The organism is Pseudonocardia sp. MH-G8 (assembly GCF_002262885.1).
Taxonomy (GTDB): Bacteria; Actinomycetota; Actinomycetes; order Mycobacteriales; family Pseudonocardiaceae; genus Pseudonocardia.
Genome location: NZ_NKYF01000007.1, coordinates 101,604 through 119,106, shown reverse-complemented (window position 1 = coordinate 119,106; position 17,503 = coordinate 101,604). Strand labels below are relative to the sequence as shown.

15 protein-coding genes and 2 pseudogenes are annotated in these 17,503 nt (G+C 73.2%); 4 read left to right on the top strand and 13 right to left on the bottom strand.

Annotation, left to right across the window (positions count from 1 at the left end; genetic code table 11):
• The first annotated feature begins 58 nt into the window (after positions 1–58).
• Entirely contained in the window at positions 59–835 is a 777-nt protein-coding gene (locus tag CFP66_RS18520) for an enoyl-CoA hydratase/isomerase family protein (protein WP_094925867.1), read from the top strand.
• Positions 836–971: 136 nt separating this feature from the next.
• Positions 972–1,781, top strand: coding sequence for a crotonase/enoyl-CoA hydratase family protein (locus tag CFP66_RS18515; RefSeq protein ID WP_094926249.1), 810 nt, complete (start codon positions 972–974; stop codon positions 1,779–1,781).
• 1,601 nt (positions 1,782–3,382) lie between these two features.
• Here CFP66_RS18515 and CFP66_RS18510 read toward each other — a convergent pair.
• The 5 genes from CFP66_RS18510 to CFP66_RS18495 form a co-directional block, all read right to left on the bottom strand.
• Positions 3,383–4,930 carry a hypothetical protein gene (locus tag CFP66_RS18510; RefSeq protein ID WP_094925865.1) on the bottom strand — a complete coding sequence of 516 codons (1,548 nt, stop codon included), beginning with the start codon at positions 4,928–4,930 and terminating at the stop codon, positions 3,383–3,385.
• Between the two features lie 34 nt (positions 4,931–4,964).
• Complete coding sequence (locus tag CFP66_RS47955; RefSeq protein WP_158228142.1) at positions 4,965–5,108, bottom strand: hypothetical protein; 144 nt, start codon at positions 5,106–5,108, stop codon at positions 4,965–4,967.
• 186 nt (positions 5,109–5,294) lie between these two features.
• A complete protein-coding gene (locus tag CFP66_RS18505; protein ID WP_094925863.1) occupies positions 5,295–6,287 on the bottom strand; it encodes a nitronate monooxygenase family protein in 993 nt (330 codons plus the stop codon).
• Positions 6,288–6,311: 24 nt separating this feature from the next.
• Positions 6,312–7,364, bottom strand: a complete 1,053-nt coding sequence (locus CFP66_RS18500; RefSeq protein WP_094926247.1) for a phosphotransferase family protein — start codon at positions 7,362–7,364, stop codon at positions 6,312–6,314.
• Positions 7,361–8,533: an acyl-CoA dehydrogenase family protein gene (locus tag CFP66_RS18495; RefSeq protein ID WP_094925861.1), complete on the bottom strand. Its 1,173-nt coding sequence runs from the start codon at positions 8,531–8,533 to the stop codon at positions 7,361–7,363. The genes CFP66_RS18500 and CFP66_RS18495 overlap by 4 nt, the downstream gene beginning before the upstream one ends.
• Before the next feature lie 122 nt (positions 8,534–8,655).
• Between CFP66_RS18495 and CFP66_RS18490 the strand changes: the two genes are divergently transcribed.
• A complete protein-coding gene (locus tag CFP66_RS18490; protein ID WP_094925858.1) occupies positions 8,656–9,240 on the top strand; it encodes a TetR/AcrR family transcriptional regulator in 585 nt (194 codons plus the stop codon).
• 7 nt (positions 9,241–9,247) lie between these two features.
• On the opposite strand, the gene CFP66_RS18485 is transcribed toward CFP66_RS18490, so the two are convergent.
• From CFP66_RS18485 to CFP66_RS18460, 6 genes are all read right to left on the bottom strand, one after another.
• Entirely contained in the window at positions 9,248–10,822 is a 1,575-nt protein-coding gene (locus CFP66_RS18485) for an acyl--CoA ligase family protein (protein ID WP_094926244.1), read from the bottom strand.
• Complete coding sequence (locus CFP66_RS18480) at positions 10,819–11,490, bottom strand: nitroreductase family protein (protein ID WP_094925856.1); 672 nt, start codon at positions 11,488–11,490, stop codon at positions 10,819–10,821. Before CFP66_RS18480 ends, CFP66_RS18485 begins: the two co-directional genes overlap by 4 nt.
• Positions 11,491–11,572: 82 nt before the next feature.
• A complete protein-coding gene (locus tag CFP66_RS18475; RefSeq protein ID WP_094925853.1) occupies positions 11,573–12,667 on the bottom strand; it encodes a 3,4-dihydroxy-2-butanone-4-phosphate synthase in 1,095 nt (364 codons plus the stop codon).
• Positions 12,667–13,275, bottom strand: coding sequence for an NADPH-dependent FMN reductase (locus CFP66_RS18470; RefSeq protein WP_094925850.1), 609 nt, complete (start codon positions 13,273–13,275; stop codon positions 12,667–12,669). Before CFP66_RS18470 ends, CFP66_RS18475 begins: the two co-directional genes overlap by 1 nt.
• Positions 13,272–14,078 (bottom strand): alpha/beta fold hydrolase, encoded by an 807-nt coding sequence (locus CFP66_RS18465; RefSeq protein WP_094925847.1) that lies wholly within the window; start codon positions 14,076–14,078, stop codon positions 13,272–13,274. The genes CFP66_RS18470 and CFP66_RS18465 overlap by 4 nt, the downstream gene beginning before the upstream one ends.
• A gap of 2 nt (positions 14,079–14,080) precedes the next feature.
• Entirely contained in the window at positions 14,081–15,334 is a 1,254-nt protein-coding gene (locus tag CFP66_RS18460; RefSeq protein WP_094925845.1) for an LLM class flavin-dependent oxidoreductase, read from the bottom strand.
• Positions 15,335–15,381: 47 nt separating this feature from the next.
• Between CFP66_RS18460 and CFP66_RS50340 the strand changes: the two are divergent.
• Positions 15,382–16,407, top strand: a pseudogene (locus tag CFP66_RS50340) (ABC transporter permease); the annotation flags it as partial.
• Between the two features lie 84 nt (positions 16,408–16,491).
• Here the strand turns inward: CFP66_RS50340 and CFP66_RS50335 are convergent.
• Together CFP66_RS50335 and CFP66_RS18450 are read right to left on the bottom strand one after the other, a co-directional pair.
• A pseudogene (locus CFP66_RS50335) lies at positions 16,492–17,208 on the bottom strand (ABC transporter permease); the annotation flags it as partial.
• Positions 17,209–17,306: 98 nt separating this feature from the next.
• Positions 17,307–17,489 (bottom strand): ABC transporter permease subunit, encoded by a 183-nt coding sequence (locus CFP66_RS18450; protein WP_198961533.1) that lies wholly within the window; start codon positions 17,487–17,489, stop codon positions 17,307–17,309.
• Between the last annotated feature and the right edge of the window lie 14 nt (positions 17,490–17,503).

Genomic DNA, 17,503 nt, shown 5'->3' with positions numbered 1-17,503 from the left:
ACGAACGTTCAGCTAGCATGGCTCTGTCCCCCGGCAGCGAAGCAGGAGGAGCCCGCCGATGCGCGAGATCCGCTACGAGGTGACCGAGGGCGTCGCCACCGTCACGATCGACCGGCCGGAGAAGCGCGGCGCGATGACCTACGCGATGCTGGCGGAGTTCACCGCCTGCGTCGCGCGGGCCGGCGCCGACGAGCAGGTGCGGGTCCTGCTGGTCACGGGAGTGCCGGGCAGCTTCTGCGCCGGGATCGACCTCGCCGACCTGGCCGGCCGCGAACCGGGTGACCGCGGTCGTGCCGACGGCGACGGCGGAGGCTGCGTTCCGCTGCTGATGGGGTGCCCGAAGCCGGTCGTGGCGGCCGTCGACGGGATGGCCGTCGGCATGGGCGCCGAGTTCGCCACGCAGGCCGACCTGCGCGTCGTGTCGACGCGGGCCCGGTTCCGCTGGAACTTCGTGCACCGCGGGCTGGTGTCCGACACCGGCGCGGGAACCTGGCTGCTGCCCCGCCAGATCGGCGTCGGGCCGGCGCTGCGACTGCTCTACACCGGCGAGGACCTCGACGCCGGGCAGGCGCTGGCCCTCGGGTTCGCGACCGACGTGGTCGAGCCCGAGGAGCTGCCGGCCGCCGCGGAGCGGCTCGCCCGCACGATCGCGATGGCGTCGCCTTTCGCGCTGGTGCGCACCAAGAAGCTCGTGCTCGAGGGTGCGGGCGCGGACCTGCGCGCCCACGTCGGCGCCACGCGGGTGGCGATGGCGGAGTGTTTTGCCTCAGCCGACCACGCCGAGGGGGTGGCGTCGTTCCTCGAGAAGCGCCCTGCCAGGTTCACGGGGCGCTGAGCGGAGCGAACGGACAACGCTGAGCGGAGAGCTGGCGGAGCGAACGGACAACGCTGAGCGGAGCTGGCGGAGCGAACGGACAACGCTGAGCGGAGCTGGCGGAGCGAAGAGACAATGCCGACGGGGAGTGATCGAGATGAGCGAGCAGCGGGTCTGCGTGACGGTCACGGACGGAGTGGCCGACGTCCGGCTGTCACGACCGGAGAAACGCAACGCGCTCGACCCTGCGATGTTCGCCGGCCTGGTGACGGCGGGCGAACGGCTGAAGGACGACCGGTCGGTGCGGGTCGTGGTGCTGTCCGGCGAGGGGCCGGACTTCTGCGCGGGCCTGGACTTCGGCGCGTTCCGGGCGATGGCCTCGGGCGAGCGGCTGTCGGCCACGGCGCAGCTGCCACCCTCGGACGGGCCGGCGAAGGCGGCGGGGCAGCGCGCGGCGTACGCGTGGGCGGAGCTGCCGGTGCCGGTGATCGCCGCGGTGCGGGGCAACGCGCTCGGAGGCGGACTGCAGATCGCCCTCGGGGCCGACATCCGGATCGTCGCGCCGGACGCGCGGCTGTCGGTGATGGAGGTGGTGTGGGGGCTGATCCCCGACATGACCGGCACCCAACTGCTGCCCGAGTTGGTCGGCCGGGACGTCGCAAAGGAGCTGACGCTCACCGGGCGGGTCGTGACCGGCGAGGAGGCCGCGGCGCTCGGGCTGTGCACGCGCACCGACCCGGACCCCCGCGGTGCGGCGCTGACGCTGGCCCGGGAGATCGCGGGCCGCAACCCGCACGCGGTCCGCGCCGCCAAGCGGCTGCTGGACATGGCGGGGCGAGTGGACCTCGCCGACGGCTTCGCCGCGGAGCAGGCCGAGATCGGGGCGCTCATCGGCAGCCCCAACCAGGTCGAGGCGGTCGCGGCGAACTTCGAGAAGCGGCCACCGGTGTTCGGGGAGGTGCCGTGACAGGCGTTCGGCGGTTCCGATCACACGACTGCTCGCGCTCTTGATCGGCGGAAACGGGACATGTGCTGCAGGGGAGCCTGACCCTGTTGCCGAATCGGTCACGACCCGCGCTGCGAACGCTGCGTCGATCCCGGCCCACGGTGGTCGGTCGATCGCCGATCACGACCGCCCGCCCATGGTCGACGCTGCTGGCCGGGACGCGGTGCGCGGTGATCGGTCTGATCAGCACCTGAGGGCGGGCGCGGCGACAGTGGCGTACTTGTCGGAGCGATCACGGCCTGGTGATCGGTCCGAGCAGTGCGGGGGTGCTGTCGCTGCGACGGTGGCGTACATGTCGGAGCGATCACCGCCGGGTGATCGTTTCGATCAGTGCCGGGGTGCTGTCGCGGCGACGTCAGGTGCTTCTCGCAGCGATCACCACCGGGCATCCGACGCCCGAGCCGGCCACACGCTCGATCTGTCGACCTCGCACCATTTCCGCTGATCACGGCCACCTCGCGTTCCGGAACGCGACCGTTGCATGATCAATGAGACGTGAGCGGGGTCTGCTGGAGATCAAACCCCGCTGACGTCTCGCTCGTGGCGCATCCTGCGGACGCGGCCGTCCACGTTCCGCGTTCCGCGCCCGCTGCACGACCACGTAGACGTGAGCGGGGTTCGGGAAAGATCCAACCCCTCTCACGTCTACGTCGTCGTGGAATCTCCTGTGGGCGCGCCGTTCCCGGCTCGCGACCACTGCCTCACACCCCGGCCCTGGTCTTCGGCGCAGTCGGCCGGGTTCCCCCTGCTCCTGCCCGTCGGCGGGGTGGCCGGGTTGGCAGAACTGCCGAATATCGTGGCTGGGTGGGCGGCCGTTCCCGGCGCGGGCCCAGGCCTGTCCTGGACGAGCCCGCCCCTGCTGCGTGCTCGCGCACCTTGCGGTGGTCCCGATCCACCCCCTCACGATGATCATCGGGCCGGTTCGAGGCGTGCTTCCGGCCATGATCGGCGAGATCGGGACATGGACCGCACCGGGAGCCTGTTGCCGAGTCGGTCAGGCCCGCACCGCGGGCGCTGCGTCGATCACGGGCACATGGTGGTCGGTCGATCTTCGATCACGGCCATCCGCCCGTGCTCGACGCTGCTGGCCGGGGCGCGGTTCGTGATGATCGATCTGGTCAGTACCTGGGTGTGGGTGCTGCGACGGTGGCGTACGTGTGGGGGTGATCAGGGTCGGGTGATCGGTGCGAGGAGTGCGTGGGTGCTGTTGCGGCGACGTCTGGTGCTTCTCGCAGCGACCAGGACCGGATGATCGGTGCGAGCAGTGCGTGCGTGCTGTCGCGGCGACGTCAGGTACTTCTCGCAGCGACCAGGACCGGATGATCGGTCCGAGCAGTGCGTGCGTGCTGTCGCGGCGACGTCAGGTACTTCTCGCAGCGATCAGGACCGGGCGATCGGTCCGAGAAGTGCATGGGTGCTGTCGCGGCGACGTCAGGTACTTCTCGCAGCGATCACCATCGCGCGTCCGCGGGCCCGATTCGGCAACACGCTCGGGGTGCGGCTCAGGTCCCTGGTTCGCTGATCAAGGCGGGTTCGGAGGGGTGGGGAACGGCGGCGGCCGGTCACGGACGACTCGGCCCGGCCGCATCCAGGGCGGGGTCGGCCGGGGTGCCGGCGTGCGCGGCGAAGTGCGCGAACATCCGGCTGGGCTGCGGCTTCGTGAGCAGCGAGACCACGATCAGCGCCAGGTAGGACACCGCGACACCGATCGCGGCGATGTTCCACGGGGCGAGCAGCGGGGCGTCGGCGAAGACCGTGCGGTTGAGCAGCGCCAGCACGCCACCGATCGCGATGCCGGCGACGAGGGCGGCGATCGCGCCCTGCGTCGTCGCGCGCTTCCACCGCACGCCCAGGTAGAGCACCGGGCCCAGCATCGCGGCGAGCGCGCCCCACGCCACGGCCATCAGCGACAGCACGAACTCCGGCGGGTTGAGCGCGATGAACCCGGCGACGACCATGACCAGCACCGACGCCACCCGGCTCCACGTCATCTCCTGGCGGTCGGACAGGCGCAGCCCGAGCCCCTTCTTCGCGATGTCGCGGACGATCGCTGCCCCGCTCAGCACCATGAACGAGTCGGTGGTGGACATGACGGCGGCGAGCACCGCAGCGATCATGATGCCGACGACGACCGGGCCGAAGGAGTCGAGCATGAGCGCCGGGAGGACGGCGTCGGGCTCGTCGACGGGCGGCACCAGCCCCTGCTCGGCCTGCACCCGGTAGGCCATGCCGATCCAGGTGGCGGCGACGGCGAACAGGTACAGGAAGCAGGAGATCAGCGGGATCCAGCGGATCACCTCGAGGTTGCGGATCGTGAGGAACTTCGTGCTGATGTGCGGCACGCCCGCGTAGGCGAGCAGCCCGACGAAGAACGCATAGACGAGCACGTTCTGCCACGCGAAGGCGCCGCTCGCGTGCCAGGGCTGCACGAGTTCAGGGTCGATCTCGGTCATCTGCCGGTGGAGCGCGGTGAGCCCGCCGACCTGTCCGACGGTGTACACGGCGAAGTAGACGACGAAGACGCTCAGCACGAGCAGCTGGAAGAAGTTCGTCCACATCGCGGCGACGATCCCGCCGCCGACGCAGTACGCCACGACGACGGCCCCGCCGACGAACAGCGACAGCCCGAGGCTCCACCCGAAGATCGTCGTGCCGATGTAGCCGATCGCGACGAACTGCACGACCAGGTAGATCATCGACCCGAGCGCCGTGGCGACGCCGGAGAGGATGCGCACCGCCGTGCTGTCGCCGTAGCGCAACGCGAGGACGTCGGGCAGCGTGTACACCTCGTGCTTCTTGGCGATCACGGTCATCGGCTTGGCCAGCAGGAAGTACGCCAGCGTCAGCCCGAGGAAGCTCAGCCCCATTGTCTGGACGTAGAGCGCGTAGCCGGTGCCGTAGCCCGAGCCCGCGTTGCCGAGCACGCCGGCGCCGCTCACGATCGCACCGACGATGCCGAAGGACACGACCCAGCGGCCGAAGCCGTCGCCCGCGACCAGGTAGTCGCGCATCGAGCTGACGCGCTTGGTCGACCAGACCCCGATCGCGATGACGACCAGCATGTACGCGACGATCACGGCGATCGTCTTCCAGGACACGATCACGGGCATACCTCGATCCGGAGCGGGAGACTGGGGACGGGGATCACGACCGGCGGAACAGGTCGTCGAGCGTCACCCACTCCTCGTCGTCGGCGGAGAAGCGCAGTGCGAACAGGATCGACAGCACGACGGCGGCGGCGAAGCCACCGATCACGAAGAGCGCCGTCACGGCAGGCAGACCGAACATCGTTGTCCTCGCGGTCGAGGGGCAGCCCGTGCACGCGCGGTCGGGCGACGGTGCGGGCCGGTGCGGGGTGGCGGTCCGATCGACGCTACGGAAGGCACCCCCGGCCGGGGAACGGACGGCCGTCCGTCCTGGGGCCCGTGCTGATGGGCAGCTCCACACCGCTGCGGGCGGGGGCGGAACGCGCGGTCATCCCGCGGCGACCGGCTGGGCCGCGACGGCGCCCCCGAGCCGGCCGCGGATGATCTCGACGGCGTCACCGACGATGCGCGACACCAGGTCCGCGCACGTCGGGATGTCGCGGATGAGGCCCTGCACCATCCCGGCCGACCAGATGCCGCGGTCCAGGTCGCCGGTCTCGTAGACCCCGACGCCGCGGGCGCCGGCCACCAGGTCGCGGACCTCCTCGAACGCCGCGCCGTCGTTCAGCCGGGCCACGACCTCGCGGCTCACCGAGTTGTCGGCCACCCGCGCCGTGTTGCGCAGCTGGCGGAAGATCAGCTGGGTGTCGCGCTCCCCGGCCTCGACCAGCCGCTGCTTGACGTTGTCGTGGATGCCGGACTCGACCGTGGCCATGAACCGGGTGCCCATGTTGATCCCGTCCGCGCCGAGCGCGAGCGCCGCGACGAGGCCGCGGGCGTCGGCGAACCCGCCGGAGGCGATCATCGGGATGGACAGCCGGTCGGCGGCGGCCGGGATCAGCACCAGGCCGGGGATGTCGTCCTCGCCGGGGTGTCCCGCGCACTCGAACCCGTCGATGCTCACCGCGTCCACGCCGAGCGACTCGGCCTTGACCGCGTGCCGGACGCTGGTGCACTTGTGGATCACCTTGATGCCGTGGGCGTGGAAGTGCGCCAGGTGCTCGGCGGGATTCGACCCGGCCGTCTCGACGATCGGCACGCCTGCCTCGATGATCGCCCGCCGGTACTCGGCGTAGGGCGGGGGGTTGATCGCCGGCAGGATCGTCAGGTTGACCCCGAACGGCCGGTCGGTGAGCTCGCGGCAGCGCGCGATCTCCGTGGTCAGGTCCTGCGGCGTCGGCTGCGTCAACGCCGTGATGAAGCCGAGCGCACCCGCGTTCGCGACTGCGGCGACGAGCGGGGCGCGCCCCACCCACTGCATTCCGCCCTGCACGACCGGGTGCTCGACGCCGAATTCCTCGGTGAACCGCGTCCTGATCACACTCGCTCCTCACTTAACGATCGTTCAGCACGCAGGATCGCTGCTCCTGGTGGCGCTGTCAACGGCCCGGGCGGCGGCGAGCCCGGCCGCGGCGAGCGGGGCGACGGCCGCACCCACGGTGTCGAACCCCTCGCCCACCGTGCGGCCCGCGACGTGCCGCGCGTGGATGCCCTCGGCGATCACCGCGGCCTTGAAGTAACCCAGCGCGAGGTGGAAGGCGATGCCGGAGACGTCGCGTCCGGACGCGGCGGCGTAGCGGGCCACCACCTCGTCCGCGGCCGGGAGTCGCGGGCTGGTCGAGGCGGCGGAACCGCCGAGCACCGGGTCGAACGCGGGGTCCGCGTAGGCCAGGTGCAGGCCCAGGTCGGCGAGCGGGTCGCCGAGCGTGGCCATCTCCCAGTCGACGAGCGCGCGCACCACGCCCGGGTCGCCGCCGTCGAGGATGGCGTTGTCGATCCGGAAGTCCCCGTGCACGATCGACGCCCCGCTCTCCGGCGGGCAGGCGTCCGCGAGCCGCGCGTGCAGGGCGTCGACGTCGGGCAGCGGCCGGGTGGCCACCCGGCCCCACTGGTCGCGCCAGCGCCGGACCTGCCGCGCGAGGTAGCCCTCCGGGCGACCGAACCGGGCGAGGCCCACCGCTGCCGGGTCGACGGCGTGCAGCCGCGCGAGCACGTCGACGAGGGCGAACGCGCAGCGCCGGACGTCGGCGTCGCTCAGCGCGTCCAGCTCCGCGCGGGTGCGCACCACGAGCCCGCAGATGTGCTCGACCACCGCGAACGGCGCGCCGATCACGTCCGGGTCCTCGCACAGCGCGACCGCGCCCGCCACCGGGACCCCGCTGTCGCGCAACGCGGCCACCACCCGGTACTCCCGCGCCATGTCGTGCGCCGACGGGGTCAGCCCGCCCAGCGGCGGGCGGCGCAGCACCCAGGTGGCGCGGCCGTCGGTGAGCCGGTAGGTGAGGTTGGACCGGCCCCCCGCGATCAGTTCGGCCTCCAGCTCGCCCGCTCCGGGGACCTGCGCGGTGAACCAGGCCTGCAGCGCGGGCAGGTCGAGCCCGGCGACGGAGGCGGTCATCGGCCCGCCACCCGCTTCGCGATCGCCCACCGGTGGGTCTCCGACGGGCCGTCGTAGATCCGGAACGGGCGCACCTCGCGCAGGAACCGGCCCAGCAGGACGTCGCCCGAGATCCCCAGCGAGCCGCAGATCTGCACCGCCCGGTCCACCACCCGCCAGACGGCTTCCGCCGTGAACGTCTTCGCGATCGCCGTTGCCTGCGCGGCGGACCCGCCCCGGTCGAGCTCCCAGCAGGCCTGCAGGATCAGCCCGCGACTCGCCGCGACGTCGATCTCGTTGTCGGCGATCATCGCCTGCACCATGCCGAGGTCGGCGAGCCGCGATCCGAACAGCTCCCGCTCCCGCGCCCGGGCCACCGCGATGTCCTGCGACCGCCGCGCGATGCCCAACCAGCGCATGCAGTGCGTCATCCGTGCCGGGCCCAACCGCACCTGCGCGTAGCGGTAGCCCTCGTCCACCGCGCCGAGCACCGCGTCGTCGGGCACCACGCAGCCCTCGAACGCCACCTCCAGGTGCCCGCCGTAGAGGCTCTCGTCGAGCGTGTCGATGTGGCGGACCAACGTCATACCGGGGTTGTCGGCGTCGACGACGAACATCGTGGCGCCACCGCGGTCGCCCGGCGCGCCCGAGGTGCGTGCCATGCAGATCGCGAACGCGGCCCCGTCGGCACCGGTGATGAACCACTTGCGCCCGTCGATCCGCCAACCACCGGTCACCTTCTCCGCGCGGGTGGTCAGGGCGGCGGGGTCCGATCCGGCGCCGGGAGCGGGCTCGGTCATCGCGAAGCACGACCGGACCTCCCCCGCCGCCAACGGCGCCAGGTAGCGCTCCTTCTGCTCCTGCGTGGCGACGGCCTCGAGCAGGTGCATGTTGCCCTCGTCCGGCGCGGCGATGTTCAGCGCGAGCGGCCCGAGCAGCGAGTAGCCGGCCTCCTCGAACACGGCGGCGCGCCCGCGCATGTCCAGCCCGTGCCCGCCGTGCTCCACTCCGACGTGGGGGGCGAACACCCCGGCCTCCCGGGCGGCCCGCTGCAGCTCGGCCCGCACGGCGTCGTCGCGCACGACGCCGGCGTGCCGCACCTCCACCGGCACGACTACCTCGCGCACGAACGCGGCGGTGCGCTTCGCGAGCTCCGCGACGGCGGGGTCGGGGGTGAGATCGACGGGCACGGCGCCTCCTACGAGCTAACGGTTATTAGCCACGATCGCAGCGCATGCACGGTGAGAGGTCAAGAGGGCGCGGCGCTTCCCACAGGCCGCCAGCTATGCTCTGCTAGCCGAGAGGGGAACCGATGACCACCGCGACCACGGCTCGTACGGCCGAGATCCGCGCCGCCGCGCTGGAGCTGTTCACCCGCCTCGGCTACGCGGCCACCACGATGGCCGACATCGGGGCGGCCGTGGGTGTCCGGGGCCCGAGCCTCTACAAGCACGTGGCGTCCAAGCAGGACCTGCTCGTGCAGATCATGACCGGCACGATGGACGCGCTGCTCGACGCCCACCGCGCGGCCGTCGCCACCACGACGGACCCGGTGGAACGGCTGCGCCGGTCGGTGGACGCGCACGTGCGCTACCACGCCCGGCACCGGATGGAGGCGTTCGTCGGCACCCGGGAGATCCGCAGCCTCGTCGAGCCGCACCGGGCGGCCGTGCTCGCCCGCCGCGCCGACTACGAGGCGGGCTTCCGCGCGCTGATCACCGACGGCGTCGACGCGGGGCGGTTCACCGTGGCCTCCCCGCGGCTGGCCTCCTACGCGATCCTCGACCTCGGCATGGGCGTGGCGGTGTGGTTCCGCGAGGACGGCGAGCTCGACGAGAACGCGGTGGCCTGGCAGTACACCGAGTTCGCGCTGCGGCTGCTCGGCGCCGTGGCCTGAGGCCCCGCTACTGGATCCGCCGCTCCACCCCGGCCCAGGCCTTCTCCCGCAGCACGTACTTCTGGATCTTTCCGGTGGAGGTCTTGGGCAGCTCCCCGAACTCGACGTGCTTGGGCGCCTTGAACCGCGCCAGCCGGCCGCGGACGAACTCCACCAGCTCGGCCTCGCTGACCGCGGCGCCCTCGTGCAGCGTCACGTAGGCCGCGGGCACCTCGCCCCACTGCTCGTCGGGCACCGCGATCACCGCTGCCTCCAGCACCGCCGGATGCTCCATGATCGCCTGCTCGACCTCGACGGAGGCGATGTTCTCCCCACCCGAGATGATCACGTCCTTGCTGCGGTCGCGCAGCTCCACATACCCGTCCGCGTGCACGACACCCAGATCGCCCGTGCGGAACCAGCCGTCCGGGGCGGCAGCGCGCGTCGCGTCCGGGTCCTTGAAGTAGCCGAGCATCACGTTGTTGCCGCGCAACGCGATCTGCCCGATCGTCGCCCCGTCGGGCGGCACGTCGGCGCCGTCGTCGCCGACCACCCGCGCGGTGCAGGCGATCATGTTCCCGACGCCCTGGCGGGCCTTGAGCCTCGCCTGCGCCTCGCCGTCGAGGTCGTTCCACTCCGGGCGCCAGTCGCAGATCATCGCCGGCCCGAACGTCTCGGTGAGACCGTAGAGGTGCGTGACGTCGAATCCCAGCTCGCCCATCCGGCGCAGGATCGCCGGCGACGGCGGCGCGCCCCCGGTGGCGACGCGGACCGTGCGCTCCAGCGGCACGGCCTCGGCGGCGTAGGCGAGCATCGACAGCACCGTCGGCGCGCCCTCCAGGTGCGTGACACCCTCGACCCGCATCAACCGCCACACCTGCGCCGGGTCGACCTTCGGCAGGCACACGTGGGTAGCGGCCGCGGCCGTGACCGCCCACGGGAAGCACCAGCCGTTGCAGTGGAACATCGGCAGCGTCCACAGGTGCACCGCCGACGGCGACAGCCCGGTGTGCCCCACCATCGCCAGCGCCTGCAGATAGGCACCGCGGTGGTGGTACATCACGCCCTTCGGACGGCCCGTGGTGCCGGACGTGTAGTTGATCGACAACAGCGCCCGCTCGTCGGCCGGGTACACCGCCGACGGCGTCGCGTCGGCCAGCAGCTGCTCGTACTCCTCCCCCGCCCGGATCCGCCGCGGCGGATCCGCCAGCCCGGCCACCGCGGCGTCGACCAGGTCGTCGAAGACGGGGTCGTGCACCAGCACGCCGGCTTCGGAGTGCTCGAGGATGTAGGCCACCTCGGCCGCCGCGAGACGGGTGTTCACCGCCACCAGCGGCACACCCGCCCACGGCACCCCGAAGTTCGCCTCCAGCAGCACGTGGCTGTTCGGCGCGAGCACCGCCACCGGCCGCCCACCGGCCAGCGGCACCAGCGCCCCGGCCAGCCGGCGGCACCGGTCGTGCAGCTGCGCGTACGTCCAGCGGAGCTCCCCGTCGACGACGGCGGTGCGCTCGCCGTGCGCCGACGCCGCCCGGTCGAGGTAGGACACGGGGGTGAGCGGCTCGAACGAGAGCGCGGTGAGATCGGCGGTGAGATCGGTCATCCCCGTCCTCCCGCGGCGGGAGGCGGCGTGCCCCACCGGTTCCAGTGCACGACGTCCTCCACCGGGCGCCGCTTCGGCTGCGCCCACCGGCCCTTCGCCGGGTAGCCCATCGGGATCAGGGCCATCGTCAGCGCGTCGGCGGGCAGGCCGAGCAGCTCCCGCAGCTCGTCCTCGTGACCGCCGTACAGGGTGGTCAGCGAGGTGCCGATGCCGTAGGCGCGGGCGGCGAGCACGAGCTGCTGCACCGCCCCGTAGATGGAGGACCCGATTCGGGGGTTCGTGGCGTCCGCGGCGCCGCGCAGCACCGGGAACACCCACACCGGCGCCTCCTCCAGGTGGTGGGCGAGGTGCTCGGCGCCGAGGTAGCCGCGCGGGGTGAGACCCTCGGTGCCGGGCGGGGCGGCGAGGATCTGCGCCCGCCGCGACCCGTAGGCCCGCTCCCAGTTCTCCCGGTACCACCCCGCCACCGGGGCCTTCAGCGCCGGATCGGTGACGACGACCCAGCCCCAGGACTGCGCGTTGCCTCCGGACGGCCCGCGGATCGCGGCGTCCAGCACCGCGCGCAGCACGTCGTCGGGGATCGGGTCGGGCGCGAGGTAGCGCCGCGCGGGCGTGGAGTGGAGCGCCTCCAGGGCGCCGAGCGGTTCCGGGGCGGGCGCCGCAGTCACGGATGTCCTCCTTCTCGACCGATCAGGTCGTCCGATGGGTCCAGCCTCGCACCGCCCGGCCGCGGCCGCAGCGAGCACGGGTTCACCCCGCGTCGGCGGCGGGCGCGGCGAGCAGCCGCCGGTGCCCCGCGACGGTGATGCCCGATGCGGTCAGGCCCGCGCCGTCGCCGGTGTCCTCGCCCAGCAGCAGCGCGCTGCGGACGCCGAGGTCGCGCAGGACCTGCGCCGCCGGTGCCGCGGTGTCCGCGCCGGGCACCGCGCAGCCGCGCAGCGCGTGCACCGGGCCGACCCCGGGAGCCGCCCGCGTGCGCAGGTACACGAGCACCCCGCGGCCTGCGGCGTCGATCGCGGCCAGCGCCGCGTCCAGCCGCGCCGCGCACGTGCAGCGCAGCGAGCCCATTACGTCGCCCGCCACGCACTCGGTGTGCACGTGGACCGGCACGGGCGCCGGCCCGGTGGGGTCCCCCCGCACCAGGGCGAGGTGCTCGGCGCCGTCGCCGGCGTACCCGAGGGCGCGGAACACGCCGTGCGCGGTCGGCAGGGCCGCGCTCGCCCCGGCCCGCAGCGGGGGCGTGGCGCGCCGGCGGGCCGCCACGACCTGCGACACCCGCACGCCGGGCAGCGCGGCCCGCTCGGCGAGCGCGGTCAGTGCGGCAGGCCCGGCCACCTCCCCGGCCTCGTCGACGGCCGTGGCGAGCGCGGCGGCGGGAGCGAGCCCCGCCGACGTGCACAGCTCGACGGCGGCCTCGGCCGGGCGGGCCCGCTCCAGGACGCCCCCGTCGCGCGCCCGCAGCGGCAGCACGTGCCCGGGCCGGACCAGGTCGGCGGGCCGGGTGGCCGGGTCGGCCAGCGCGCGGACGGTGAGCGCACGGTCGCGGGCCGAGATCCCGGTGGTGATCCCGTCCTTCAGATCGACGGCCACGCCGAAAGCCGAGGTCAGAGGCCCCGCGTCGCGGGCGGCCAGCGGCGGGACGCGCAGCGCGTCGAGGCGCTCGCCGGTCATCGCGACGCAGACGATGCCGCTGGACTCCCGCACCAGGAAGGCCATCACGCGCGCGTCCACCCGCTCGGCCGCCACGAGGAGCACGCCGGTCGGGACGTCGGCGCAGTCGTCGAGCAGCAGCACCGGACGGCCCGCCACCAGCTCCGCGGCGGCGGTTCCCAGTACCTCGGCCATCACCGCTCCGCGGGCTGGGGGCCGGAGAGGACCTGGTGGCGGCGCGCGGCGACGAGGTCGGCGAAGCGCACCACCTCGTCGGCGACGGTGTGCAGCTGCTCGGTGACCCGCACCTCGCTGCAGCACCCGTCGGCGAAGCCGGTCTGCTGCGAGTTCACGACCGCCCCGTAGGGGGTGACCCAGCCGCGCAGCGCGTGCACGATCGCCCGCAGCGCGCTGAGCGTGGTGACCGCGGCCTGCCAGCCGTACGCGGTGACGATCAGCCCGACGGACCGGTCGGCGAGGTAGGGCAGCGCGTCGTCGCGCATGTCCTCGGTGTAGTCCAGCGCGTTCTTGACCAGCCCGGAGATCGAGCCGTGGTAGCCCGGTGATGCGACGACCACGCCGTCGGCACGGCGCAGGTGCTCGACGAGGTCGCGGGCCACCGGCCCGCCGTCCCCCGCTTCCGGCGCGTACATCGGCAGCCGGGCCAGCTCGGCGCCGGCGAACACGCGCGTGGTGGCGCCCTGGGCCGCGGCGCGCGCCACCGCGATCCGCAGCGCCTGCTCGCTGGAGGAGCCGGTGCGGACCGTGCCGCCGAGGCCGACGACGTGCAGCGGGCGGCTCACGCGCCGGCCCGCGCGGCGAGGAAGGCGGTGATCGCGGCGAGCGTGTCGTCCGGGTACTCCACGATCATCGCGTGGCTGCCGCGCGGCAGCACCTGCAGCGTGGCGTTCGGCATGAGGCCGGCGATCTCCACCGACTGCGCCACCGGGGTGAGCACGTCCTCCGCGCCGGTGAGCACGAGCGTGGGCGTCTCGGCCTTGGGCAGGTCGGGCCGGGAATCGTAGACGCGCAGCCCGGCCGCCTGCGCCTCGAACCCTGCGAGCGTCGTCGGGTGCGGGTCCTGGCGGGCGAGCTCGGCCTGGGCGTGCGCGGCGCCGTGGTCGGACAGCAGCCGCGGCGTGAACACCCACGGCATGCCGGTGATCCCGATCGCGACCGGGTCGACGCCAGCGCGGCGCAGCGCGAGACCGGCGTCCAGCCACGCGTCCTGGATCGGTGTGTAGGACGGGAAGGCGTTGAGCAGCACGGCCGAGGACAGCAGCCGGCCGTGCCGGATCAGCATCGACTGCAGCACCGACCCGCCCAGCGACCAGCCGACCGCGGCCACCGGGCCGAGCCCCAGGTGCTCGACGAGGCCTGCGGCGTCGTCGGCGAGGTGGTCGATCGCGTACGGGCCGGGCGGCACGGCGCTGCGGCCGGTGCCCCGGTTGTCGAACGTGATCACGGTGTACCGCTCGGCCAGGCGCGGGGCCGCGAGCGCCCAGGCCAGCGAGCTGGAGCCGAGCCCGGAGATCAACAGCAGGGGCGGGCCGTCCCCCGCCGCGTCGTAGTGCAGGTCGACGCCGTTCACGCTGGTGGTGGGCATGCTCAGTTCCCTCCGACGGGTGCGGGGACGCCCGCGCGCGCGGCGATGCGCCGCTGCGAGACGGCGGGGGTCCAGTGGTCGGGCTGGTCGGCCCAGAGGTCGCGCAGCTGCGGGATCACCTTCGTGCCGAAGAGATGGGTGTTCTCGGCGGCGGTCTCCTCGGGCAGGTCGCCCATGTGCAGCGACGCGATCAGCTGCCCGACCCGCAGCTCGGTGGCCAGCTCGCGGAGGCGCTGGGCGACCCGGTCCGGGGTGCCGGCGATGATGTAGCCCTTCTCGTCGTACTCCCAGAAGCTCATCTCGCCGCGGGTGGCGCGGCGCTTGTCCTCCAGCGCGGCGGGCGCGTTCACCCGCTGCAGCGTCTTCGCGAGCGACTCGGACGAGGTGTAGCCGGGCGGGGTGGCGAAGCGCATCGCCGGGTCCTTGACCCGCTGGAAGTACTTCACGGCGCGCTCGTACTTCCGCTCGGCCTCGGCGTCGCTGTCGGCGACGCAGACGAGCTGGGTGAACGCCATCCGGTGCGGGTTGAGGTCACCGTCGTGGGCGGCGACGTAGTCCCAGTAGCCGTCGACCAGCGGCTTCGCCGACCGCAGGCCGGAGAACGACAGGTGCCCGTAGCAGTAGTTCTCCCGCGTCACGAGCTCCCAGGTCTCCACGCTGCCGGACCCGGGCACCCAGATCGCCGGACGCTGCTGGACGGGCCGGGGCCAGACGTTGACGTGGCGCAGCTGCGTGTAGCGCCCGTTGAACGCGAACGGCTCGCGCTCCTCCCACGCCCGCAGCACCAGCTCGCGGGCCTCGTGGAAGCGCTCGCGCAGCTCGACCGGCGGCCGGCCGTACGCGTACGCGGAGTCCATCGGGGTGCCGAACACGAAGCCGGCGATCACGCGCCCGCCGGACAGGCAGTCGAGGTAGGCGAGCTCCTCGGCGACGCGGGTGGGCGGGTTGTAGAGCGCGAGCGAGTCGCCGATCACGAGGATCGCGGCGTTCTCGGTGGAGCCGGCCACGCTCGCGGCGAGCAGGTTCGGTGACGGCGTCATCGCGAACGGGGTCTGGTGGTGCTCGTTGACCGCGAGCCCGTCGAACCCGTCGCGGTCGGCCTGCTGCATGATCCGGATGAACATCCGGTAGTCCTCCCCGACCCGCTCGGGATCGGCGAGATCGACCGGGCTGTCCACCCAGGCGCCCTGGCCCGGGGCCGGGAACGCGTCCGGCAGGCCGCTGTGGGTGACCTCCGCGAACCAGTGGAACTTCACCGTTGCACCATCCTCGGGACGAGCCGTCGACGTCGGTCGTCGCCATCGTGAGCGGCGCTCCGGGGCCGGACAATGGAGGCCCGCACACTTCCGGCCGGGACGTCCCGGTCAGCTCTCCACAGTTCGCCGAGAACCCGCGGAGATGCCGGACGGTGCATTGCGGAACCTCCACCCGAACCCTTAACGTCCGTTCAGCCGCAGAGGATTTGCCGCAGGTCACGCGGCAGGGCGGCACCCGCCGGTCTCCCACCATCGGCGACCCTCCGGGCGCCCCTGCGCCCGGCGCTCCCGCATGCCCGGCCACGAGGGACGACTTCATCGAGGAGGTTGCGCCCGTGCTCAAGTTCTTCGTCCTGCGCGTCCTGTCGACGCTACCGGTGCTCGTGCTCGTGACGTTCGTGGTGTTCGGGCTCGTCCTGCTGATCCCGGGTGATCCCGCCGCCACGATCGCGGGCCCGGACGCCACCGTCGCGGAGGTCGCGGCCGTGCGCGAACGGCTCGGCCTGGACCGGCCGGTGCTGGTCCAGTACTGGGACTGGGTCACCGGGGCGCTCGCGGGCGATCTGGGCACCTCCCTGTACACCAGCCGCCCGGTGGCGACGTCCATCGGCGACGGCCTGCCGGTGACGATCTCGCTCGCCGCGACGGCGCTGCTGATCTCGCTGGTGATCGCGGTGCCGACGGCGATCGTCTCGGCGCTGCGTCGCGGAACGTGGATCGACCGCGTCGCGACCGTCGGTTCCTCGCTGGGCATCGCGCTGCCGTCGTTCTGGCTGGGCCTGGTGTTCGTGCTCGTGTTCAGCCTCGCGCTCGGCTGGCTGCCGGCCACCGGTTACGTCCCGCTCGACGAGGACCCGGCGGCCTGGCTGCGCCACATCCTGCTGCCGGCGCTGACGCTCGGGATCGCCTCGGCCGCCGAGAGCACGCGGCAGCTGCGGGGGTCGATCATCGGCGTGCTGCAGCAGGACTACGTGCGCACCGCGCGGGCGAAGGGCCTGCGGGAGCGCATGGTGATCGGCAAGCACGTCCTGAAGAACGCGAGCGTCCCGCTGGTCACGGTGCTCGGCCTGCAGATCACCGCGCTCGCTCCGTTCCTCGCGGCCCAGCGCGTCCCGCAGCCCGTCGCCGAGCGTCACGAACGTGAAGACGGTGAGGGCGATGAGCACGCCCGGGAAGATGCCGAGCCACGGCGAGCGGCCGTAGTAGAGGAAGCCCTCGCGGATCATCGAGCCCCAGCTGGCGTCCGGGGGCTGCACACCGAGGCCCAGGAACGACAGCCCGGCCTCCGACAGCATCGCGTAGCCCGCGGTGACCGCGATCGCCACGGTGAGCGGGGAGAGGGTGTTGGGCAGGATGTGCCGCCAGACGATCAGCCGCGTCGGGGTGCCGATGCTGCGGGAGGCCTCCACGAAGGTCTCCTCCCGCAGCCCGAGCACCACGCCGCGCACGAGCCGCAGGAACCGGGGCGCCATGAGGATCCCGACCGCGAACATCGCGTTGCGCAGGCTCGGGCCGAGCACCGCGACCAGCGCGATCGCCAGCAGCAGCGGCGGGAAGCTCATCGCCGCGTCGTTCAGGCGCATGACGAGGGCGTCGAAGCGGCCGCCGGAGTAGCCGGACAGGAACCCGAGCGGCACCCCGATCGCCATCGCCACGACCAGCGCGAGGCAGATCGCGAACAGCGACACCCGGGTGCCGACGATCAGCCGGCTGAGGATGTCGCGGCCGAGCTGGTCGGTGCCGAGCAGGTGACCGGGCGAGAACGGGCCCTGCAGCACCCCCCGCAGATTCTGGTCGTTCGGGTCCGCCGGCGTGACGTACGGCCCGACCAGCGCGACCAGCACGAGGAAGGACAGGACGCCGAGCGCGACCATCGCGGCCCGGTTGCGGCCGACCCGGCGCCGGAAGTCCTGCCAGGCGCCGCCGCCGTGCGCGGCGGCTGCCGCGGCGGGGGAGGGGGGTTCGCTGCGCGTCATCGGGGCCGCACCTTCGGGTTGAGGTAGCCGTACGTGAGGTCGACGAGGAGGTTGCAGACCATGGCCACCACGACGGCGACCAGCACGATGCCCTGGATCACCGGGACGTCGCGGGTGGTGACCGCGCCGATGGCGACCAGCCCGAGGCCCGGCACGCCGAACACCTGCTCGACGAGCACAGCGCCGCCGAGCA

Coding starts and splice junctions, on each gene's coding strand:
- CFP66_RS18515 (WP_094926249.1), top strand. CDS start 972: ATGAGCGAGCAGCGGGTCTGCGTGACGGTCACGGACGGAGTGGCCGAC.
- CFP66_RS18475 (WP_094925853.1), bottom strand. CDS start 12,667: ATGGCCGAGGTACTGGGAACCGCCGCCGCGGAGCTGGTGGCGGGCCGT.
- CFP66_RS18500 (WP_094926247.1), bottom strand. CDS start 7,364: ATGACCGCCTCCGTCGCCGGGCTCGACCTGCCCGCGCTGCAGGCCTGG.
- CFP66_RS18520 (WP_094925867.1), top strand. CDS start 59: ATGCGCGAGATCCGCTACGAGGTGACCGAGGGCGTCGCCACCGTCACG.
- CFP66_RS18485 (WP_094926244.1), bottom strand. CDS start 10,822: ATGACCGATCTCACCGCCGATCTCACCGCGCTCTCGTTCGAGCCGCTC.
- CFP66_RS18490 (WP_094925858.1), top strand. CDS start 8,656: ATGACCACCGCGACCACGGCTCGTACGGCCGAGATCCGCGCCGCCGCG.
- CFP66_RS18465 (WP_094925847.1), bottom strand. CDS start 14,078: ATGCCCACCACCAGCGTGAACGGCGTCGACCTGCACTACGACGCGGCG.
- CFP66_RS18510 (WP_094925865.1), bottom strand. CDS start 4,930: ATGCCCGTGATCGTGTCCTGGAAGACGATCGCCGTGATCGTCGCGTAC.
- CFP66_RS47955 (WP_158228142.1), bottom strand. CDS start 5,108: ATGTTCGGTCTGCCTGCCGTGACGGCGCTCTTCGTGATCGGTGGCTTC.